The following is a 19,167-nucleotide window of genomic DNA, read 5'->3' as shown; positions in this document are numbered from 1 at the left end:
GCATCATTTTCCAAATGAACGAAAAGATGGAGACAAGCGGCCGTGGCGACTTGTCTCCATCTTGTGATCAATAGGTGTATTTTACACGGACGCCAAAGGAGGCGGGTTCTCCAAGAACTCCGATCGACGATTGGGGTACGAAGTAGTTCCGGGTAACGTCGTATTTCTTATCAAAGATATTCTTTCCATAGAGCGTCACCGCCCAATTGCCATCGGTTGGCCGCACGGTTACCCCGGCATCAAAAATCCAGTAGGGCGCAATGTCGTAAGCATTGCCGAAGTTGGACCGCTGCTGGCCGCGATAGCTGTAATCAAGCTGGGGCGTGATGTCGTATTCGGGAGAATGGACGGTGTAGGACACGGAGCCGTTATAGGTCAGTTTCGGGAAGCCCAAGTCGCGGCCCGATTTATCGACATAGATCGCATGTCCGGCATTCGTCGATGCCGGCGCATCAAGATCGGTGAATTGATCGTAGTGGCCTCGCGAATAGCCGATGCCGTTGCCAATGTGCAAATTCGGGGTCGGTTCGGCATCCAGTTCCAATTCACCGCCATAAAGCTCGGATTTGGGCGCGTTGACGATCTTCCCGATGGTTCCGTAGGTGCTGTTCCACACCGCCGACTGGACCTGCTCATCTTTATAATCTTCATAATAGACCGCGCCGTTGAGACGGAGCTTGCGGCCAATGAGATCGGACTTGAAGCCGGTTTCGTAGTTCAGCACCTTTTCCGGCTTGAAGGGCGTGAGCTGTTCCGGAGCAAGGGTGTTGTAGGCGGTGAACCCGCCCGATTTGACGCCGCGGCTCACCGTGGCGTAAAGCAACACAGGCTGAATCACCCGGTATTCAAGCCCAGCCTTGCCACTGACCTTGCTCATTCCCGTGCTTTCCGACGGGATGGCAAAGGACGTGATGTTCAACGTCGCATATTTAGTGGAGAAATCCGTCAGTTTTCGGTCTTCACGCTCGTTGCGCACCCCGCCGATCAGTTTAATCTGATCGGTAAGGGCATAATCAACCTGAGCAAACTCGCTAATGGTCTGGGTATTCTGTTTGTAGGCCGTCTCGCTCACGAACCCGTAATTGTCCATGAAGTCATCATAAAATTTGTCCTTCAGGTGTTCACGAGAATAATAAAGTCCCGTCACCCATTGCAATGGCCCTGGCTGGTTCGAACTGAGACGAGCCTCGTCTGAGAAAACATTAGCTTCGCTTTTATAAAATATATTGGCAGAGTTTACCAATGTTGCGTCCCAATCATCGAGTTCTCGACGTTGCAATCCCTCATATGACGCAATATTGGTGAATTTTATGGCACCGAAAGATTGTTCCAGTGTGACATTGGTTCCATAGGTATCGTTGTCACGGGACGGCTTGGTCGATTGCGACAGGCCGGTGACGGAGGCGAAAGACGAGGAGATACCCCAGCCGGTCTTGGTCCGATCGGTGTCGGCGGGAATGACCCGTCCGCTCGGCGTCGTGTAAGACTTGATCAGGTAGGCGCCAACGTTCTCGGACGCGTCGCGGCCATAATGGGCATTGATTTTGATGTTGAGGTCGTCGTTGACGTCCCAGTCGGTCTTGACGCGCAAGGCGCCGGTATCCTTGTCGCCCAGGGACTGACCGGTGACGCGGTCCTTCTGCCAGGCCCCCCCCTGTTCGGTGCCGCCGGACAACCGGATGCGGAAGCGGTCGCTGACCGGGCCCGATGCGTAGGCTTCGGATTTGAAGTCGTTCAGGCTGTTGTATTCGGATGTCACGCCGAAGGAGAATTTGTCGGTCGGATCGGCGGTAAGAATGTTGACCGCCCCCCCGGTGGTGTTCCGTCCATAGAGGGTGCCTTGCGGACCGCGCAAAATCTCGACGCGATCGATGTCGAAGAGCAGTCCCTGGGTCATGATCGGAATGGGATAGGCGACCTGATCGACGTAGATGCCGACGGTTGGCGAGTTGTTCGACGCGTAGTCGTTGAACCCCATGCCACGGATGCGGAACTGCGGCACGCCGCTACCGAAGGCCGGCTCGGCTTGAAAGCTGGGGGCTAATTTGGCCAGATCGTTGACGCTCTTTACGTCGTGTTGTTCCAGATCCTCGTGCGACAAGGTGGTCAACGATATGCCGACATCCTGAGCCGACTGCTCCCGATGCTGGGCGGTAATGACAACTTCCTCAAGACCTTGATCGGATTGCCCGGCAACAGCCGGCTTATTGCTTTTCTGTCCATCCGAGACGGCGGTTTGAGCCGTTGGCGATGGCACCGGCGGGGTGTCGGCACTCTGCGCCAAGGCGGGCGAGGACACGCCTCCCAGCAACACGGATACAAAGCACAAGGAAGTCCCGGAAATACATCTGATAGCCATAATGATTGCGTCCCCCATGGAGATCGATTGCCCGGCCCACCTCGTTCCGCCTCCGCCATGCGAGTGCCCATAGGACAACCCACAGCGCTCGCGGCCCAATAAGGCGAGACGACGATGGAAAGATTCACCTGTTCGAGTGATTGTCGTTCCGGCGAGGCGGAACAGAGGTGATGGCTTAGGCCATCACCCCGGTACAAGGGTCGGCGGCTCCGGCGACCGCAGGCAGGAATAGGCGGAAGCCGGCGAAACCGGACACCTCTTCCCAACGGGCAATTTCATGCTCAGCCATAGGTCTCGCTTCCCTCTCTGGCGACGACGAAACCACACCTTTGGCAGCAATGTCAATTCAATCTATCTACTGACTATGAATTCTCATAAACAACTTTTTTTTATGGTTATTTTTAACATAGGCCACCAAAACGATTGACAATACGGCGGGGGATGAGCACGATCCCAGCCATGAAAGACGTTGCCTTTCGCCACGCGGTTATAATTTGGGAACACAGCACCGGATTCGATGGATTCGGGCTGTTTCTTCCCGCCGTATCCGGATCAGCTGATCCGTGTAGACCGCTTCTCGCGTAAGCGGAAACGCTGCGGTCTGCGGCAGTTTTTGCGGCATTCGGCTCGTCCCCCTTCCCCCAATGCACGGTTCCATTTTTCGGGTCCCGCTCTGCTGATGTCGGCGTCGCTGATGCGCGTCTAAACTCCGGAACGGGGCAAGAACAGAACCCCAGGAGAGTCGGCAGCTCTCGAACGGACAAAGAACGTCATGAGTCAATCGCCATCAGAATGCTTTTCCCACGCTCTTTCCTCTCTCGACAAGGCGGACCTCGTGACGTCCGACCGGCGCCATCTATTGCACCCGCAGCACCACCCGAGCGACAGCGCCGATCCATTCGTCTGGGTGCACGGAGATGGCGTCTTTCTGACGGACATCGACGGTCGGCGCGTGATCGACGGATTGAGCGGAATGTGGAACGTCAGCCTGGGGCACGGCCGGCGCGAACTGGTCGACGCCGCCACACGGCAGTTGTCCCGTCTAGCCTTCTCAACGGCCTACGCCGGGGCCACCCACCCACCCGCCATCGCTTTGGCCGATCGCCTCGCGGGTCTGGTGCCGCCGTCGATCCACGCCTTTTATTTCACCAGCGGCGGCGGCGAAGCCACCGACAGCTCGATTCGGACCGCCCGCTATTATTGGCGGGCCCTGGGAAAATCCGCCAAAACCACCGTCATTGCCCGAGAACTGTCCTATCACGGTTCGACTCTCGGAGCCGCCAGCGCGACGGGAGTTGCCGAATTCAGCGAAGTCTTCGGCCCGCGTCTTCCTGGATTTCACCACATCGCGTCCCCTTACCCCTATCGCTTCACAAGCGCGCCTGGCGACCGGCGCAGCATCGGGGAAGCCGCCGCGGATTTGCTGGAAGAAGCGATTGTGCGAATCGGCCCGCACAATGTGGCTGCGTTTATCGCCGAGCCGATCCAGGGGGGAGGCGGCGGCATCATCGTGCCAACGGACGACTATTTCCCTCGCATCCGGGCCATTTGCGACCGCTACGACGTCCTGTTGATCGCCGATGAAGTGATCACCGGGTTCGGCCGGACCGGACGCTGGTTTGGTCTCGATCATTGGGGAGTGCGTCCGGATATCATGCAGTTCGCCAAGGGAATCACCAGCGGCTACATTCCTCTGGGTGGCATGGGGGTCTCGGAGCGTATCAAGTCCGTCCTGGATGGAGCCCCGCCCGAACGTCGCTGGTGGCACGGCTACACCAATTCCGCCCATCCGGTGGCTTGCGCCGTCGCCCTTGAAACCATCCGCGTCCTTGACGAGGAGGGGTTGGTTGAACGGGCCGCCCGGCAGGGCGCCCGATTGTTACAGCATCTTCGAAACGCTTTGGCCGACCACCCCAATGTGGGCGACATCCGTGGCCAGGGGCTTCTGGTCGGCCTGGAACTGGTGGCGGACCGCCCATCCAAGGAACGATTCGCCGCCAGCGACGCCATCGGCGAGCGGGTCCGTCGGGAACTGCTGAAGCGAGGGCTTTATACGCGTGTATTGCCGGACATCATTTGCCTGGCACCACCGCTTGTCACCCCTGAGCAGGTCATCGATCAGATCGCCGACATCGTCGTCACGTCGATTGAAGCGGTTCTGCCACGCTGATCGGCTTGAAATCACCGTGAAACGACAAGGAGTTTCCAATGTCGCATGCTCCGCCCATTGAGTCCGATGCCGCTGCGGACGACGGCCGTCATTCCAACCGCATCGGCATCGAAAAACCGTTCGTTCGCCGCCCCTCCCCGAACCGCGAGACCTTGTCATGAGCGCCAGACCGTTTGGATTCGACACACTGCAATTGCACGCCGGGCAAACACCCGACCCCACCACTGGCGCCCAGGCCGTGCCCATCTATCAGACGGCATCATTTGTCTTTAAAGATTTCGCTTCGGCCGAGGCGATCGCCGCGGTCGAGGATTTCGGGTTCGAATATTCCCGGGTGGGCAATCCGACCAACGACGTTCTTGAACGCCGCATCGCCGCGCTTGAGGGTGGCACCGGGGCTTTGGCGTTAGGATCGGGATCGGCCGCGACCGCCTATGCCATCCTGAACATCACCCACGCCGGCGAAGAGGTTGTCGCGGCGAAGACGCTTTACGGCGGATCCTTCAGCTTGTTCGCGAATACCCTGCCCAGGCATGGCGTCCGCACCACTTTGGTCGATTCGGCCAACCCGGAAAATTTCGCCGCCGCCATCACCGAGCGCACCCGCGCGATCTTTGTCGAAACGATCGGCAACCCCGACATCAACATCGTCGATTTCGAGGCCGTGGCCCGCGTCGCCGAACAAAACGGCATTCCGCTGATCATCGATAACACCTTTGCGACGCCATATCTGTTCCGCCCCTTCGACTATGGCGCCAATGTCGTGGTGCATTCGGCGACCAAATACATCGGGGGACACGGCACGAGCATCGGCGGCCTGATCGTCGACGGCGGGAATTTCGATTGGTCGAACGGTAAGTTCCCCGATTTCACCACCCCGGACCCGGCCTATGGCGGGTTCATCCATTGGGACAAATGGAGGGACGTACCGGGGGCGGGAAACATTGTCTTCGTCATGAAGGCGCGGTTGCACTACCTGCGGGATCTTGGCGCTTGTCTTAGCCCGTTCAACGCCTTCCTCTTACTTCAGGGCCTGGAGACGCTGTCGTTGCGCCTGGAGCGCGAGGTCGCGTCCACCCAACGCATCGCCGAACATCTGGCAAGCCATGCCGAGGTCGAATGGGTCAGTTATCCCGGCCTCGCCGACAATCCCTCCCATGCATTGGCCCGCAAATACCTGCCGAGGGGACCGGGGGCGATTCTGTCGTTCGGCATCAGGGGCGGCCTGGAGCGAGCGAAGAAATTCATCGAGTCGCTGGAACTGTTTTCGTTCCTTGCCAACGTGGGTGATTCGCGGTCCCTGGTCGTCCATCCGGCCACCATCACGCACAGTCAATTGACCAAGGAAGAGCAAATTTTAGCGGGTGTTCGTCCAGAGCAAATTCGCCTTTCCATCGGCACGGAGAATATCGACGATCTTCTTTGGGATCTCGACCAGGCCTTTTCTCGCAGCGCGGGCTAATACCAATCGCGGTGATCGGAACCGATCATCGCGGCCCCCTTCGTTTTTCCTGAAACAAGGAGAGTTCCTCATGTCACGCATTCCTTTTTTCGACCTCGCCACGGCAACACCTGAAATCCGCGCGTTTCACGACGATTTGGTGAAGACGCATCCCTTGACCAACATGAAAGCGGTGCTATTGCATTCTCCCGTCGCCTTGAAGGCGGTCCTGGAATGGTATGCGTTGTTCGACAAGGTCGTGCCGGTCATCGGCAAACGCGGGGCGGTGCTATTCTCCTTCGCCATTTCCCGCGCCAATGCCTGCGAACTCTGCACCACCTTCATGCGCCGCGAGATCGTCGGCTGGGGCGATGACCCCGAGCACCTGACCTTGAACGATCAGGAGCAACTTCTATGGGACTTCGGCTTCCAGCTCGCCAAGGATGCGAACCGTATTCCCGACACGCTGTACGCCCGTCTCGAGAAAGCCTTCACCGCCGAGCAGATTGTCGATTTGACGGTGTTCGGGGCACTGATGATCGTCAACAACGTCTTCAATAGCGCTCTAAGGATCGATGTCGACCAGGAGCTCGATTCATTCCGCATCCAGCCGGAGAACTATTTCGTCTGAATCCGGCTCCGGGCCGTGGGCCGGCCGGCGATGGCCGGCCGGCCCCCCGACGCCTCAGGCTGACAGCGCCTGTTCCAGATCGGCTTGCAGGTCCTTCAATTCCTCGATGCCGACCGAAAGCCGCACCAGGGAATCGCCGATCCCGATACGCGCCCGCTGTTCAGGCGGGATGGTGGCATGGGTCATCAGGGCCGGATGCTCGATCAGGCTCTCCACTCCGCCCAGACTTTCCGCCAAAGTGAAGATGCGGCACGCCTCCAGGAACCGCCGCGTGCCGGCGAGATCGGTGTCGAGTTCGACGGAAATCATGCCGCCGAAGCCTCGCATCTGGCGCCGCGCCAGTTCATGCTGGGGATGGGACGCCAGGCCGGGATAGATCACGCGGCGAACCTTGGGATGGTGTTCCAGCCAGACGGCCAACTGACCGGCATTGTCGCAATGACGGAGCATGCGCACGTCCAGCGTCTTGATGCCGCGCAGGGTCAGGAAGGCATCGAACGGACCGGCGATGGCGCCGACGGCGTTCTGCAGAAACCCCAGCCGTTCGGCCAGATCGGCACGCTCGCCGACGATGGCGGCACCGCCGATCACGTCGGAATGGCCATTCAGATATTTGGTGGTGGAGTGGGCGACGATGTCGAAGCCCAACTCCAGCGGCCGCTGCACCCAGGGGGTGGCGAAGGTGTTGTCGGCCACGGCGATGATGCCCCGCCCCCGGCAGATGGCGGCCAACCTCCGTAAATCCGCGAGCCTCAGCAGCGGATTGGAGGGGGTCTCCACCAGAAGCATACGGGTTTCCGGCCGAATCGCCGCGGTCAGCGCGTCGGGATCGGTGGCATCCACATAGCTGATGCTCAACCCGGCGGTCTGGCGGCGCACCTTCTCCAGCAGGCGGTAGGTGCCGCCGTAGAGGTCGTCGCCGGCGATAACGTGGGCACCCGGCTCCAGCAGTTCGAGAACGGTGGCGATCGCGGCCAGGCCGGACGCGAAGGCGAAGGCTTTGCTGCCGCCCTCCAAATCGGCCAGGCACCGCTCCAGCGCCCAGCGGGTGGGGTTGTGAGAGCGGCCGTAATCCAGCCCCTTATGCACACCGGGGCTTTCCTGGGCATAGGTGGAGTTGGCGTAAATCGGCGGCATGATGGCGCCGGTGGATGGATCGGGATGCTGCCCGCCATGGATGGTCCGGGTGCCGAACCCCAGCTGGTCCGGTTTGTCTTCGATGGTCATGATCAGGCAACCTTCTTACGCAGATGATTGAGCAGGTCGAAGCGGGTGATCAGGCCGTAGAAGGCGTCACCCTCGGCGATGATGGCCACCAGTCCGCGGTCCAATACGTCCTGAAGGCGATTGATCCCGGCCTTGGGCGACAGGATTTCCAGGGTGCGGCTCATGGCGTCGGCGGCGGGCTCGGCAAAGCTGGCCGGATTTTCGCGCACGCGATTCAACAGGTCCGTCTCGTCGATCAGACCGACGACGCGACCGTTATCGATGACCGGCAGCTGGGATACCTCGGCATAGCGCATACGCACGAACACCGTCTGCAAAGGATCGGTGGAGGCGGCGCTGACCACCGATCCGTCCTCGAAACGCCGGCCGATGAGATCGCGCAGGTCGCCGAAGCTCTCACGGGGGAGCAGTCCCTGGTCGCGCATCCAATTGTCGTTGTAGACCTTGGACAGATAGCGGGTGCCGGTGTCGCAGACGAAGGTCACCACCCGCTTCGGCTCGGTCTGTTCGCGGCAATAGCGCAAGGCGGCGGCCAGCAGGGTGCCGGTGGAGGAGCCGCCGTGGATCCCCTCCGAGCGCAGCAGTTCACGGGCGGCGGCGAAACTCTCGGCGTCGGGAATCTCGTATGCGTGTTTGACGCCGGTCAGATCGGCGATCGGCGGCACGAAATCCTCGCCGATGCCTTCCACCGCCCAGGAGCCTGCCTCGCCGTAAGTGCCGGTGCGGATGTAGTCGGCCAGGATCGATCCCTTGGGATCGGCCAGCACGAATTCGGTGGAGGGACTGGCTCGGCGGAAGAAGTGGGTCAAGCCGGTCAGGGTTCCACCCGAGCCGACGCCGCAGACGATGGCGTCCACCGCGTGAGCCGTCTGCGCCCAGATTTCCGGCCCCGTCGATTCTTCATGGGCGGCGGGATTGGAAGGATTGTTGAACTGGTCGACGAAATAGGCGCCCGGCGTTCCCGCCGCGATGCGGGCCGCGTAATCCTGGTAATATTCCGGATGCCCCTTGCCGACGTCCGAGCGGGTGACATGCACCGTGGCCCCCAGGGCCTTTAACTGCAGCACCTTCTCGGCGGCCATCTTGTCGGGCACCACCAGCACCAATCGATATCCCTTGGCGCGAGCCACCAGGGCCAGGCCCAGGCCGGTGTTGCCGGCGGTGGCCTCGACGATGGTGGCGCCTGGCGCCAGCTTGCCCTGCCGTTCGGCGGCCTCGATCATCCACAATCCGACGCGGTCTTTGATGGAACCACCGGGGTTCTGGGATTCCAGCTTCAAGAACAGCCGGCAGGGGCCGGTGTCGAGGCGGGTGATCTCGATCAGCGGCGTGTTGCCGATCAATCCGAGCACGGCGGGGCGAGTATTCCGGATCATGGCCGATTCTGCTCCAAATATTGTAAAATTAAGCACATTTATACAGTCGCACGAGCATGCGTAGCATGTCATTGCGAACTCATTGACGATTTCATGTGAAATTGACATGATAATCTATAAAGCTACTGGAAATGAGGATATCGTGCTCATGAGCCATCTGGACGACTTCGACCGCCGAATTCTGGCCGAACTGCAAAAGGACGGCCGAATCAGCAATGCCGATCTGGCCGACCGCATCGGGCTCTCCCCGACTCCTTGCCTGCGACGGGTCAAGGCTCTGGAGAAGGCGGGATATATTCAGGGATACAGGGCTGAATTGGCGCCCTCGAACATCGGTCTCGGGCTGACGGTAATGGTCGGGGTAAGGATCGCGGTGCACCGCGAGGAGCAGACTTCGGCGATTCAGGAGGCTTTCAAGGCTCTTCCCGAGGTCATTGCCGGTCACCTCGTCTCGGGCGAGACCGACTATCTGCTGGAAGTGGTGGTGCCGGACCTTCAGGCTTACGAGCGTTTCCTGGTGGGAAAGCTGCTGAAATTCCCCGAAATCAAGGATGTGCGCAGCAGCTTCGTCATCCGCACGGTGAAAGACCGCGCCCCGTTTCCCCTGGACCATCTTGAAAAATAGAGGCGCGGGGTTAGCCACCGAAAGCCGCCCGAAACGCCACGCTCGCAGACGGCTAATACCAATTTTCGATGATCGGAACCGATCACCGAGCCCTCAATGGGCCAAACCAAGTCTCGATGAGTCATCCTCATCGAGACTTGGTATAAGCGCCTGGGACAAAGTCCCTGGCCCTTAAGTATTTTCCGATACTGAGACCTCCATTGCATGTCGACTAATATCCATCGCTTAGAGGCGGCAGCATGTCAGGCGGTTGGAGCCCGCTTCGGGTTGCCTTTCGCTGGCTGGAGCATTTTCCATGCAGATAATCAAACCGCGCCAGACGTCCGGCCAACCCAGCACCGGCATTATGACACTCGGCACATTTGCGGGACGACTGATCGTCATCCTCCTCATCGCCGCGCTTGCCGGCGCTGTGTGGCAGTTGAGCGATATTCTGATTTTGCTGTTCGGAGCGATTCTTCTCGCCATCGGGCTGTGCGCGGCGGCGAAGCTGGTGGCGCGGCACACGGGCATCCGCAGGAGCTTTGCGCTGGCCGGCGTTTTCCTTCTTGGGCTTTGCCTCTTCGCGTCCGCTCTGTGGGTCTTCGGTTCGACGATCACTGTCCAACTGGACGCCGTGATCGAGGCCACGCCCACCGGGTTCAAGCTGTTCATGGCCTGGATGACCGAGCGTCCTTACGGACGACAAATGCTCGACCAGGTACGTGGAGCAAACGTGGTTGGTGCGACCGGCTGGGCGACGTCGATGATCACCGCCGCGGGCGGCCTGATCACCCGCGCTTTCGGATACGCCGTCGTCGCGTTGTTCGTGGCAATCTATCTTGCCGTCCAGCCTGACCGCTACCGTCACCTGTGCCTGCGCCTCGTACCGCCCCCACAACGGCCGATCGCCGAGAACTTGTTCAGCGTGACCGGACTGGTGCTGCAGCGCTGGCTGGTCGGTCAGCTTGTGGTCATGATCACGATCGGTGTGCTGACCGGCATCGGCCTGTGGATGATTGGTATCGAAGGAGCCTTTGCTCTCGGGCTCATGGGCGGGCTGCTCTGTTTCATCCCATTTGTTGGCGCTATTTTGGCCGCCGTGCCCGCGACTTTGGTGGCCCTCACGCAGGGATCGATCTACGCCGCCTCGGTTATCTGCCTGTATATCGGCGTCCACTTCGTCGAAGGCAATTTCATCACGCCGATGGTGCAGGCGGAGGCGACCTCGTTTCCGCCGGTTCTCGCCATTCTTTCGATGGTCGCGTTCGGCGTGTTGTTCGGGCCGTTAGGGATCCTGCTTGCCGCCCCGCTCACCCTTTTCCTTATGGCCGCGGTTGAGGTTTTGTATGTGCAGCAGGGGCTTGGTGAGGCACCAGAGGTCGCCGCGGACACCGCCCTGTCCGGGAGCCCCGCACCAGCTTCCATAGAAGCCGGGCTTCATCGAACGGAAGCCGCTCAGGACCTGGGCCTGACCGCTGCCGAAGCAACGGCAAGGCTTCAGCAGGATGGCCGTAACGAGCTTCCCCAGGAACGTCAGCGCAGTCCGTTCCGTATTGTTCTGGAAGCCGTGCGCGAGCCAATGCTGCAACTGCTGTTGGGTGCCGGCGTCCTCTATCTGTTCGTGGGCGACCTTGCCGAAGCCCTGATTCTGCTCGCCTTCGCGGTTCTGAACGTCGTCCTTGTCGTCGTTCAGGAAAGTCGGACGGAGCGGGCGCTGGCGGCCCTGAAGGATCTGACCAGCCCCAGCGCATTCGTCATCCGCGACGGCACGCGCCAGCGTATTCCGGGAGGTGACGTCGTCGACGGCGACATCGTGGCCCTCGTGGAGGGCGACCGGGTTCCTGCCGATGCGCGGCTGCTGGAGGTTACGAACCTCGATGCCGATGAGTCGCTGTTGACCGGCGAGTCCGTCCCGGTTCGAAAGGCACTTGGTGAAAGCGATACCGGGGACGCGCGACCGGGGGGAGATGGTAGCGCCAACGTTTGGTCCGGCAGTCTGATCGTGCGCGGCACCGGTCTCGCACGGGTGTTCGCCACCGGCGCGCGCACCGAGATCGGCCGCATCGGCAAGTCACTCGGCGCGGTCGAGAGCACAGCAACGCCGTTGCAGATCCAGACCCGCAAGCTGGTGAAGATATTTGCCGTTATCGGAATCGGATCGTCAGTCGCGCTCGCCCTGGTTTACGGCCTCCTGCACGGCGAGTGGGTCAAAGGCATCCTTGCCGGCATCACCTTGGCGATGGCGACGCTGCCGGAGGAGTTTCCACTCGTTCTAACGGTCTTCCTGGTGCTCGGCGCCTGGCGGATGTCGCAGAACAAGGTCCTGACCCGGCGCTCCGCCGCGATTGAGGCGCTTGGCGCGGTGACGGTGCTGTGCACCGACAAGACCGGGACCCTGACTTTGAACCGGATGACCGTCGCGGCGCTCATGTCCGACGGGGAGCGGTGGGCGGTTGCCCCGGAGATTGGTTCGGAACTGCCGGAACGCTTTCACTCTCTGGTCGAGTATTCGATCCTGGCGAGCCGCCCGGACCCGTTCGATCCGATGGAGCGGGCGTTTTCCGATCTTGGCGAACGGTTTCTGAAACAGACCGATCATATCCATTCGGATTGGACGCTGGCGCACGGCTACCCGCTGCAGCCGCCCCTGCTCGCGATGTCGCAGGTCTGGCAAGCCAAAAACGGGGCCGGTTTCGTGGTGGCCACCAAGGGGGCGCCCGAATCGGTAGCGGATCTATGCCATCTTCCAGCCGAACGGATAGAGGCCGTTCGCCGCGACGTGGCCACCCTGGCGGCACAAGGCCTGCGGGTTCTGGCGGTTGCGCAGGCCGCGTGCGCGACCGACACCTGGCCCCAAACGCAGCATGATTTCGACTTCCGTTTCCTGGGTTTGGTCGGTCTCGCCGATCCGCTGCGTCCGGAGGTGCCCGCCGCCGTCGAAGCCTGCACCAGTGGCGGCATTCGGGTCGTCATGATCACGGGCGATCACCCGGCGACGGCGCTGGCTATCGCCAGACAGGCCGGCATCGTCGGCGATGAAGCGCTGACCGGCACGGAAATGGCCGGCCTGGACGAAGCCCAGTTTCAGGCCCGGCTCGCACACACCAACGTGTTTGCCCGCATCATGCCGGAACAGAAGCTGCGCCTGGTTCAGGCATTCGCCACGTCGGGGGAGGTCGTCGCCATGACCGGAGATGGCGTGAATGACGCGCCGTCGCTCAAGGCCGCGCATATCGGCGTCGCCATGGGGGGACGCGGCACCGATGTCGCGCGGGAAGCGGCATCGCTGGTGCTGCTCGACGACAATTTCGCGAGTCTCGTGACTGCCGTGAGACTCGGCCGCCGCATCGCCGACAATCTGCGCAAGGCCATCGGCTACATCCTGGCGGTGCATGTGCCGATCGCCGGCATGTCGCTGCTCCCTGTCCTGTTCGGATGGCCGATGGTGCTCGGGCCGATCCATGTGGTGTTCCTGGAACTCGTGATCGATCCCGTCTCCTCGATCGTGTTCGAAGCCGAGCCGGAGGAAGAGGGCATCATGGCTCGTCCGCCGCGCAAGCCCGACGCGCCGTTGTTCGATACAGCCCTCATGCTGCATGGCTTGCTGCAAGGCGCGGTCGTCATGGTCGCGGCGCTCGGGATTTTCCAGCTCGGGATTGGTGATGCGCACGGCGAGGAGGTCGCAAGGTGCATGGCTTTCGTGACGCTCGTCATCGGCAATTTGGGCTTGGTGCTGACCAACCGGTCGATGAAAGCCAGCGCGTTCCGCGTACTGACACGACCGAATCGTGCACTGATCTGCGTCGTCATCACGACCATCGCCGCACTGGTTCTCTCGGTATCGGTGCCCTGGTTGCGGGGACTGTTCGGCTTCGCGTCTCTCGGGCTGCCCCGATTGGCGGAGGCTGCCGGTGCGGCTCTGGTCTGCATCGTGGTGAACGACGTGATCGGGATCATCTGGCGGCATCTGGCCGCAAGAAGAGTTGCGCCGCAATCGGTGAAGCCTCGCGGGATGCCCTTATGACAAGTTTGCAGAAACCCATGACCCATAATTTGGCGGAACGGGTTATTCAGCACATCGTGTTCGCCAGTCGGTGGCTTCTGGCGCCGATTTATGCGGGCATGTCCGTGGGGCTGCTCGTATTGCTCGTTAAGTTTGGCCAGCGGACATTCGAGTTGGTAAGTCACGCGCTTGGCACGACCGGCGACAACATCATTGTCGGCATTCTGGGTCTGATCGATCTTGCTTTGATGGGCGGGCTTCTTGTCATCGTGATGTTCGCGGGCTACGAGAATTTCGTCTCGAAGCTCGATGCGGAAGGGATCGATGACAAACCCAGTTGGATGGGAGAGGTCAATTTTTCCGAGTTGAAGTTGAAATTAATGGCATCGATCATCGCGATCTCCGCGATCCGCCTGCTGGAAAATTTCATGAACCTGGCGGTCACGTCTGACCGTGACCTGGGCTGGGGCATCGGTCTGCACATAACTTTTGTCTTCTCGGGCCTGCTTTTGGCGGTCATGGATCGGCTGACGGCCAAACCTCGTGGTTAGAGACGCATGGGGCCTGCTGAAGATCTCGGCCGCCCGCGTGACAAGGGGAACGCGACATCGACTAGGCGGTTGCAGCTGCAGCGGCGGATCACCCCGGCCCCGAGGTCGGTCAGGCCGCCATGACCGTCTGGATGCCACCCAAGGCGGCAGCCGACGCTTGGCCGAAGCGTTCCGACACTCGCCGAATTATTTGATAAAATATTGATTCAATCAAATAAAATTTGACAATCTCAAGATTGCGTGAATTGTGCGGTACATTGAAAATGTATCGTTTAAGCTCATTTCCTCGTCCACAGGGATAAGGAGCCGCCACAACCATGACCTCTCAAATCCTCTGGCTGCCTCGCCCCGAAGCGCACGATTACGATGCCACCACGTCCTACCTCGACCTGATCCTGCCCCACGCCAAAGTGCTCGACTTTGTCGACCGGCTTCGGGCGGCGCCGATGACCACCTTCAAAGCCAAGGACATTTTTCGGGCCTCGCAGTTGCCTCTGCTGGGAAAGGACAACAGTCACGTCGCCAAAAACCTCAGCAAGATACAGGCTGGGAAATCCCTCTCCCCGATCCTCCTGGTGAGCGATTACACCGCGCTGAAGGTCCACATCGCCGACGGCTATCATCGGATGTGCGCGGTCTACACGCTGTCCGAGGATCAGGACATTCCCTGCCAGATCGTGGGGTAAAGCATCGACACCCTTGTTACGAAATGGAGGCGTCAATGGCGACCCCAGCGGGTGGATGGAGATGGCGGAAGGGATCGTTTTGCACACCGATTTCTTGAACACTCTGTCGGCGGCCGGCGATCTTGCCGGCGGAGCGCAATGCCTTTTCCTTCTTCTTTTTCTGCTCAGCCGGCCAGCCGGTCGATCTCCCGCCAATATGATGATCGCCGCCGCGACATTGGTTCTTGAGCTTTGCCTGATCGACGATTTCCTTGGCGCAGAGCGATTCTATCCGTCGTCCGCTCCGGGCTTCGAATACATCGGCAACGTTTTTCCGTGCCTGATCGGACCGCTCGTCTATCTGCATGTGGAAGCGCAGGTCGCTCCCGGGGAATGGCGTCTCACGCGCCGCCATTGGCGCCACGGCATCTGCTTTGCGGTGCTGGCGAGCTTTCTGCTTCTGGCGCTGGCCTTTCCATTCCCCCACGAACTGTCGTCCGCAAATATGACTTCCGCCGCCCTGCCGAGACTGCTGTTCGCGGTCGCGTCCACTTTGGGAGCCTATCTCATCACCGCGGCGCAAGGGGGGCTTTATCTTTATTGGGCGGTTCGTTTGACCCGACAAGGCAGGGCGGAGGATCGGATTCGTTTGTCCTGGGTACGCCTGTTGCTACGGGTACTGTCCGGGCTTTGGCTGCTCTATGTGCTGGATGACGGCATCCAGCTCATCGTCGGGCGGCTCCCGCTGATGAATGCCGCCTTCGCCATCGGCTACGTCCTGATCCTCTATGGCATGGCTTGGATCAGTCTCCATCACGGATGGTTTTTCCAGCGCACGCCGGAGATGATGGTCACCGATATTGTCGCCCCTCTCAGGAAATACCGGAAATCCGCCCAAACGGCGGAAGACGCCGAACGGATCATCGTCAAGATCGAAGCGGTATTCGCCAGAAACCGGCTCTTTCGCGATAGCAGCTTATCTTTGGCCAGTCTTGCCCAGTCGATCGGCGCACGCCCCAACGCGGTCAGTCAGGCCATCAATCAATATCTTGGCCTCAGCTACTTCGATTTCGTTAATCGCTATCGCGTCGAAGAGGCGAAGAAGTTGCTCTCGGCTGCCGATAAGGACACCGATGGCCTTCTCGATATCGCCTTTTCCGTCGGATTTAACTCCAAATCGACATTCAACGCCGCCTTCAAAAAGCATTCCGGTCTTACCCCGAGCGACTTCCGCAAAAAAGTCCGAGGCGCTGTCCCCGGCGAGGACCGTCCGAGCCTATAGGATCGGACGATCCTCTCCGCCCTTTCGCCCATTCTCCGTCGGCATGCCATCAGGCGCGGCATCGGGCCGCGCATCGTGGCCGAGCGAAGACGAAAGGACTTTCCCATGCCATTGCCCCCTCGGACGGTGCCGGCGGCACGCTTCCTCATCGCGGCCTCGCTGCTTGCGACGATATCCGCACTGTTGACCTCCTGCGCTCCGCCAATCCTGATGAAGAACCCGCAGACGAACGAGATTGCCCAGTGCTACGCGCCCGGTGACATCGTCCGGCGATGGCACGATCGCGACGTCTGCGTCGAAAAATACCAGAAACTGGGCTGGGTGAAGACGGAAGGGAGGGAGTGAGGCGGATTGCCGCCACGGTGAGAAAATCCGTGGACGACCGGCAGGTTTCTGCCGCGGCTTGCTGGACGCCGCTGATATTGGATGAAACCTCGGGGGTGGCTGCCGAAGGATGCCCAGGCTATGGAAAATTAGTTCGAAACCGGCCGGACACCGGGGCATATTGTCAAAACCTCGTCACTGGCTCCCCCAACAGGATCGCAGACAAAGAAATGACCATTCCCGCCACGCCTTTCACGCTCACCGACTGGAAAAACCTTCCCGCCACCCGGTTTCAGGGGGAGAATGGCTATACCGAATGGCGTGCCCTGGATTTCGGCGACACCCGTGTCCGGGTCTCGGAATATTCGCCCGGATATCTGGCCGACGGATTTTGCGATGTCGGCCATGTCCTTTACCTGATCGAAGGCGATATCACGGTGGAGCTCAAGGATGGTCGTCGCTTCGAGATGACCCCGGGTTCTAGTTTCTCGGTCTCGGATTTCGGCGATGCCGCCCACCGATGCTCCTCTCGCAATGGAGCGAAGTTCTTCGTCGTCGAAGGCCGCCCGCCGGCGGCCTGATCGACCCGTCCTGCCCGCCTCACAGACCCATCGGTTCTGTTTCCCGCTTCGCTCTCGGCGACACCGCCAGACCGAAAAAAGAGAGCATGGCCTGATTGAGCCGTTGAATGTCCTCGTCGTCCAGATGGCCGATCTGCTCGCCGAACCTGGCTCTGGAAACAGTGGTGATCTTGTCCGCCATCAGACGGCTGGTCGCGCGTAATCCATTGCGCTCGTTCGGCTCCACGGATGGACGGAACAGCGGAGCCTCCGTCTCGTCGGTGGTGAAGGCGCAGACGGTCATGGAAGCGGCGCCATCGAAGCAGCTATCCTGCACGATAACCACGGGGCGCGGCGGATCGCCGGCACGGTCCCCGGCCCCCTCGACGGTCCAGACATCGCCCCGCCTCATTCGTCGCCCCCATCGGAGACGGCGTCGATAAACGCCTGATCCTCGCTTGCCCGGGCGCTGGCGGCAACGGCGAGCGATTGCCGATGCGCCGCCGCGCGGAAAGAGGGTGCGCGCACATCCGCCATCCAGGTCCGGATGGGAGGCCACCCCTCTGCCCGCAAACGGTCGCGATGCTCGCGAACCTTCAGGCGGGATGTCTTGGATTGGGATACCGAGGCCACGACGATTTTCTCCTCATTGGTTGGAAGCAACCTATCAGGAACACGTCGGTGCGACCGGATATTTTCTTAAAAATTAAGGAAGGCGCCTCAGCCGGGATTCTGCTGATCGGCAAGCGCGCTCAGTTGCAACCAGAGTTCGTTCACCTCGGCGTTCTGCGCATGGTCGCCCATCGGGACCGAACTGGATCTGTTGCAGGTCGAGGATGACTGGGACGCGGCGAGTTCCAACGGCCAGGACAGCGGCGGCAAGGTGCGATCGGAGGCTATCGCCCAGACCGGGAAGGCTACCGTGGGCGGCGGCACCAGACGGGCCGGCGGCAATTCGTCGCGCAGCACCATATCGAAGGCCTGGGCGACGATCGCCACATGCTTGTCGACATCCTTGAGCGGCACGTCGACGCCCCCCCGGGTCGCCAGTTCGATGATGCCGACCTGCTCGTTCTCCGGACTGAAATAAATGGACAATTCCAGGCAGCCCTCGCCTTGCGAGAAGCGCAACTCGCCACCTCTTTCGACGGTATAGCCGGTATCGATGCTCATCTCGTTGAGCCCCGGGCCCATCCCTGTGGCAAACACGGAAACGGCACGAGCCCCCCGCTGCGACCCCACCACATCCTTGAAGATGCGTCCGAACTCGTTACTGCGAACAGCGTTCAGGGTATTGCCGAACAGTCTATCGAACGTCGCTCGATCGATCATGGCCTTACCAACCATCGCGCCAACCCCCACACAAACGATATAAAGAACATGCTGACACGATCTTTGAGAGTCAACGGCAGTTTTGCTGTGGATGCTTAGCGTGGGCTACTCCCTGATACCGTTTTTGATATATTTATTAAAAAAAATATATCGTATTTTACATTTTTTATAAAAAAATAAAGGGTGTCTTATTGACGTTGGCGGGAGAGAGGAACCCTTTATGGCCGGCGGAGCAAAGCCTTACATACTATAGTAGTAGGAACCACCCGCGACGCCCCTTGGCCTTCGAAATACGACCGATGGAGGATCCTCTGTTGGGGATCCTCTCGGCAGAGACGCAAATTCAGCCTTTCCGAGCAGTGACGCCCATCACAAACGCATGCGCATGACAGATATGACTTAAGCGCATATGTTTTTGCGCGATGAACGGCCGCTCAGCTTCACCCGAAAGTATTATCAGGCGGCCCGGACGGATTTCAAAAAGTCATCGACGACCCGACGAAGCGAATCGGATTCGCGGGCCAGGCCGGTCGCCGCGGTCAGCACGCCATGCGCCGAATGGCCGGTCTCGGTCGCCGCGTCCGAGACACCGCCGATGTTCTGCGTCACCTGCTGCGTGCCCTCCGCAGCCTGCTGCAC

Annotated in this window: 16 protein-coding genes and 1 pseudogene; 10 read left to right on the top strand and 7 right to left on the bottom strand. The window is 60.3% G+C overall.

Going from position 1 to position 19,167, the window contains the following annotated elements:
- Positions 1-67 precede the first annotated feature (67 nt).
- Positions 68-2,299, bottom strand: coding sequence for a TonB-dependent receptor (locus CWS72_RS11780; protein ID WP_158240614.1), 2,232 nt, complete (start codon positions 2,297-2,299; stop codon positions 68-70).
- Between the two features lie 895 nt (positions 2,300-3,194).
- On the opposite strand from CWS72_RS11780, the gene CWS72_RS11770 reads away from it, so the two are divergent.
- From CWS72_RS11770 to CWS72_RS11760, 3 genes are all read left to right on the top strand, one after another.
- Positions 3,195-4,529: an aminotransferase family protein gene (locus CWS72_RS11770; RefSeq protein WP_199175653.1), complete on the top strand. Its 1,335-nt coding sequence runs from the start codon at positions 3,195-3,197 to the stop codon at positions 4,527-4,529.
- Between the two features lie 157 nt (positions 4,530-4,686).
- A complete protein-coding gene (locus CWS72_RS11765) occupies positions 4,687-5,991 on the top strand; it encodes an O-acetylhomoserine aminocarboxypropyltransferase/cysteine synthase family protein (RefSeq protein ID WP_101250808.1) in 1,305 nt (434 codons plus the stop codon).
- Positions 5,992-6,061: 70 nt separating this feature from the next.
- The gene (locus CWS72_RS11760; protein WP_101250807.1) at positions 6,062-6,601 is read left to right on the top strand and encodes a carboxymuconolactone decarboxylase family protein; all 540 of its coding nucleotides are present in this window, start codon (positions 6,062-6,064) and stop codon (positions 6,599-6,601) included.
- A gap of 54 nt (positions 6,602-6,655) precedes the next feature.
- Here the strand turns inward: CWS72_RS11760 and CWS72_RS11755 are convergent, their stop codons facing one another.
- Positions 6,656-7,828 carry a trans-sulfuration enzyme family protein gene (locus tag CWS72_RS11755; protein ID WP_101250806.1) on the bottom strand — a complete coding sequence of 391 codons (1,173 nt, stop codon included), beginning with the start codon at positions 7,826-7,828 and terminating at the stop codon, positions 6,656-6,658.
- 2 nt (positions 7,829-7,830) lie between these two features.
- Positions 7,831-9,204: a pyridoxal-phosphate dependent enzyme gene (locus CWS72_RS11750; protein WP_101250805.1), complete on the bottom strand. Its 1,374-nt coding sequence runs from the start codon at positions 9,202-9,204 to the stop codon at positions 7,831-7,833.
- Positions 9,205-9,352: 148 nt separating this feature from the next.
- Here CWS72_RS11750 and CWS72_RS11745 point away from each other — a divergent pair, with 148 nt between their 5' ends.
- The 7 genes from CWS72_RS11745 (at position 9,353) to CWS72_RS11715 (ending at position 17,217) form a co-directional block, all read left to right on the top strand.
- A complete protein-coding gene (locus CWS72_RS11745) occupies positions 9,353-9,829 on the top strand; it encodes an Lrp/AsnC family transcriptional regulator (protein WP_101250804.1) in 477 nt (158 codons plus the stop codon).
- Between the two features lie 295 nt (positions 9,830-10,124).
- Positions 10,125-13,835 (top strand): HAD-IC family P-type ATPase, encoded by a 3,711-nt coding sequence (locus CWS72_RS11740; protein WP_158240613.1) that lies wholly within the window; start codon positions 10,125-10,127, stop codon positions 13,833-13,835.
- Complete coding sequence (locus CWS72_RS11735; RefSeq protein ID WP_241911696.1) at positions 13,832-14,365, top strand: TIGR00645 family protein; 534 nt, start codon at positions 13,832-13,834, stop codon at positions 14,363-14,365. The genes CWS72_RS11740 and CWS72_RS11735 overlap by 4 nt, the downstream gene beginning before the upstream one ends.
- Before the next feature lie 317 nt (positions 14,366-14,682).
- Entirely contained in the window at positions 14,683-15,051 is a 369-nt protein-coding gene (locus tag CWS72_RS11730; protein ID WP_101250803.1) for a hypothetical protein, read from the top strand.
- 61 nt (positions 15,052-15,112) lie between these two features.
- Positions 15,113-16,312, top strand: coding sequence for a helix-turn-helix domain-containing protein (locus tag CWS72_RS11725; protein WP_158240612.1), 1,200 nt, complete (start codon positions 15,113-15,115; stop codon positions 16,310-16,312).
- Between the two features lie 105 nt (positions 16,313-16,417).
- A complete protein-coding gene (locus tag CWS72_RS11720) occupies positions 16,418-16,657 on the top strand; it encodes a hypothetical protein (RefSeq protein ID WP_101250801.1) in 240 nt (79 codons plus the stop codon).
- Between the two features lie 29 nt (positions 16,658-16,686).
- Positions 16,687-17,217 (top strand): DHCW motif cupin fold protein, encoded by a 531-nt coding sequence (locus CWS72_RS11715; protein ID WP_241911695.1) that lies wholly within the window; start codon positions 16,687-16,689, stop codon positions 17,215-17,217.
- A gap of 19 nt (positions 17,218-17,236) precedes the next feature.
- On the opposite strand, the gene CWS72_RS11710 is transcribed toward CWS72_RS11715, so the two are convergent.
- The 4 genes and pseudogenes from CWS72_RS11710 to CWS72_RS27780 all read right to left on the bottom strand — a co-directional run.
- Positions 17,237-17,608 carry a type II toxin-antitoxin system PemK/MazF family toxin gene (locus tag CWS72_RS11710; RefSeq protein WP_101250799.1) on the bottom strand — a complete coding sequence of 124 codons (372 nt, stop codon included), beginning with the start codon at positions 17,606-17,608 and terminating at the stop codon, positions 17,237-17,239.
- A complete protein-coding gene (locus tag CWS72_RS11705; protein ID WP_101250917.1) occupies positions 17,605-17,829 on the bottom strand; it encodes an antitoxin MazE family protein in 225 nt (74 codons plus the stop codon). Before CWS72_RS11705 ends, CWS72_RS11710 begins: the two co-directional genes overlap by 4 nt.
- 87 nt (positions 17,830-17,916) lie before the next feature.
- Entirely contained in the window at positions 17,917-18,543 is a 627-nt protein-coding gene (locus tag CWS72_RS11700; RefSeq protein ID WP_101250798.1) for a hypothetical protein, read from the bottom strand.
- Between the two features lie 441 nt (positions 18,544-18,984).
- Positions 18,985-19,167: pseudogene (locus tag CWS72_RS27780) on the bottom strand (methyl-accepting chemotaxis protein); the annotation flags it as partial.

This window comes from Telmatospirillum siberiense, from assembly GCF_002845745.1.
GTDB lineage: Bacteria > Pseudomonadota > Alphaproteobacteria > Rhodospirillales > Magnetospirillaceae > Telmatospirillum > Telmatospirillum siberiense.
This window is presented reverse-complemented; position numbering and strand designations above follow the sequence as displayed.

Excerpts from the sequence above, each read along its gene's own strand:
- CWS72_RS11755 (WP_101250806.1), bottom strand. The coding sequence starts at position 7,828 with ATGACCATCGAAGACAAACCGGACCAGCTGGGGTTCGGCACCCGGACC.
- CWS72_RS11720 (WP_101250801.1), top strand. The coding sequence starts at position 16,418 with ATGCCATTGCCCCCTCGGACGGTGCCGGCGGCACGCTTCCTCATCGCG.
- CWS72_RS11765 (WP_101250808.1), top strand. The coding sequence starts at position 4,687 with ATGAGCGCCAGACCGTTTGGATTCGACACACTGCAATTGCACGCCGGG.
- CWS72_RS11700 (WP_101250798.1), bottom strand. The coding sequence starts at position 18,543 with ATGGTTGGTAAGGCCATGATCGATCGAGCGACGTTCGATAGACTGTTC.
- CWS72_RS11760 (WP_101250807.1), top strand. The coding sequence starts at position 6,062 with ATGTCACGCATTCCTTTTTTCGACCTCGCCACGGCAACACCTGAAATC.
- CWS72_RS11710 (WP_101250799.1), bottom strand. The coding sequence starts at position 17,608 with ATGAGGCGGGGCGATGTCTGGACCGTCGAGGGGGCCGGGGACCGTGCC.
- CWS72_RS11740 (WP_158240613.1), top strand. The coding sequence starts at position 10,125 with ATGCAGATAATCAAACCGCGCCAGACGTCCGGCCAACCCAGCACCGGC.
- CWS72_RS11735 (WP_241911696.1), top strand. The coding sequence starts at position 13,832 with ATGACAAGTTTGCAGAAACCCATGACCCATAATTTGGCGGAACGGGTT.
- CWS72_RS11745 (WP_101250804.1), top strand. The coding sequence starts at position 9,353 with ATGAGCCATCTGGACGACTTCGACCGCCGAATTCTGGCCGAACTGCAA.
- CWS72_RS11725 (WP_158240612.1), top strand. The coding sequence starts at position 15,113 with ATGGCGGAAGGGATCGTTTTGCACACCGATTTCTTGAACACTCTGTCG.
- CWS72_RS11750 (WP_101250805.1), bottom strand. The coding sequence starts at position 9,204 with ATGATCCGGAATACTCGCCCCGCCGTGCTCGGATTGATCGGCAACACG.
- CWS72_RS11730 (WP_101250803.1), top strand. The coding sequence starts at position 14,683 with ATGACCTCTCAAATCCTCTGGCTGCCTCGCCCCGAAGCGCACGATTAC.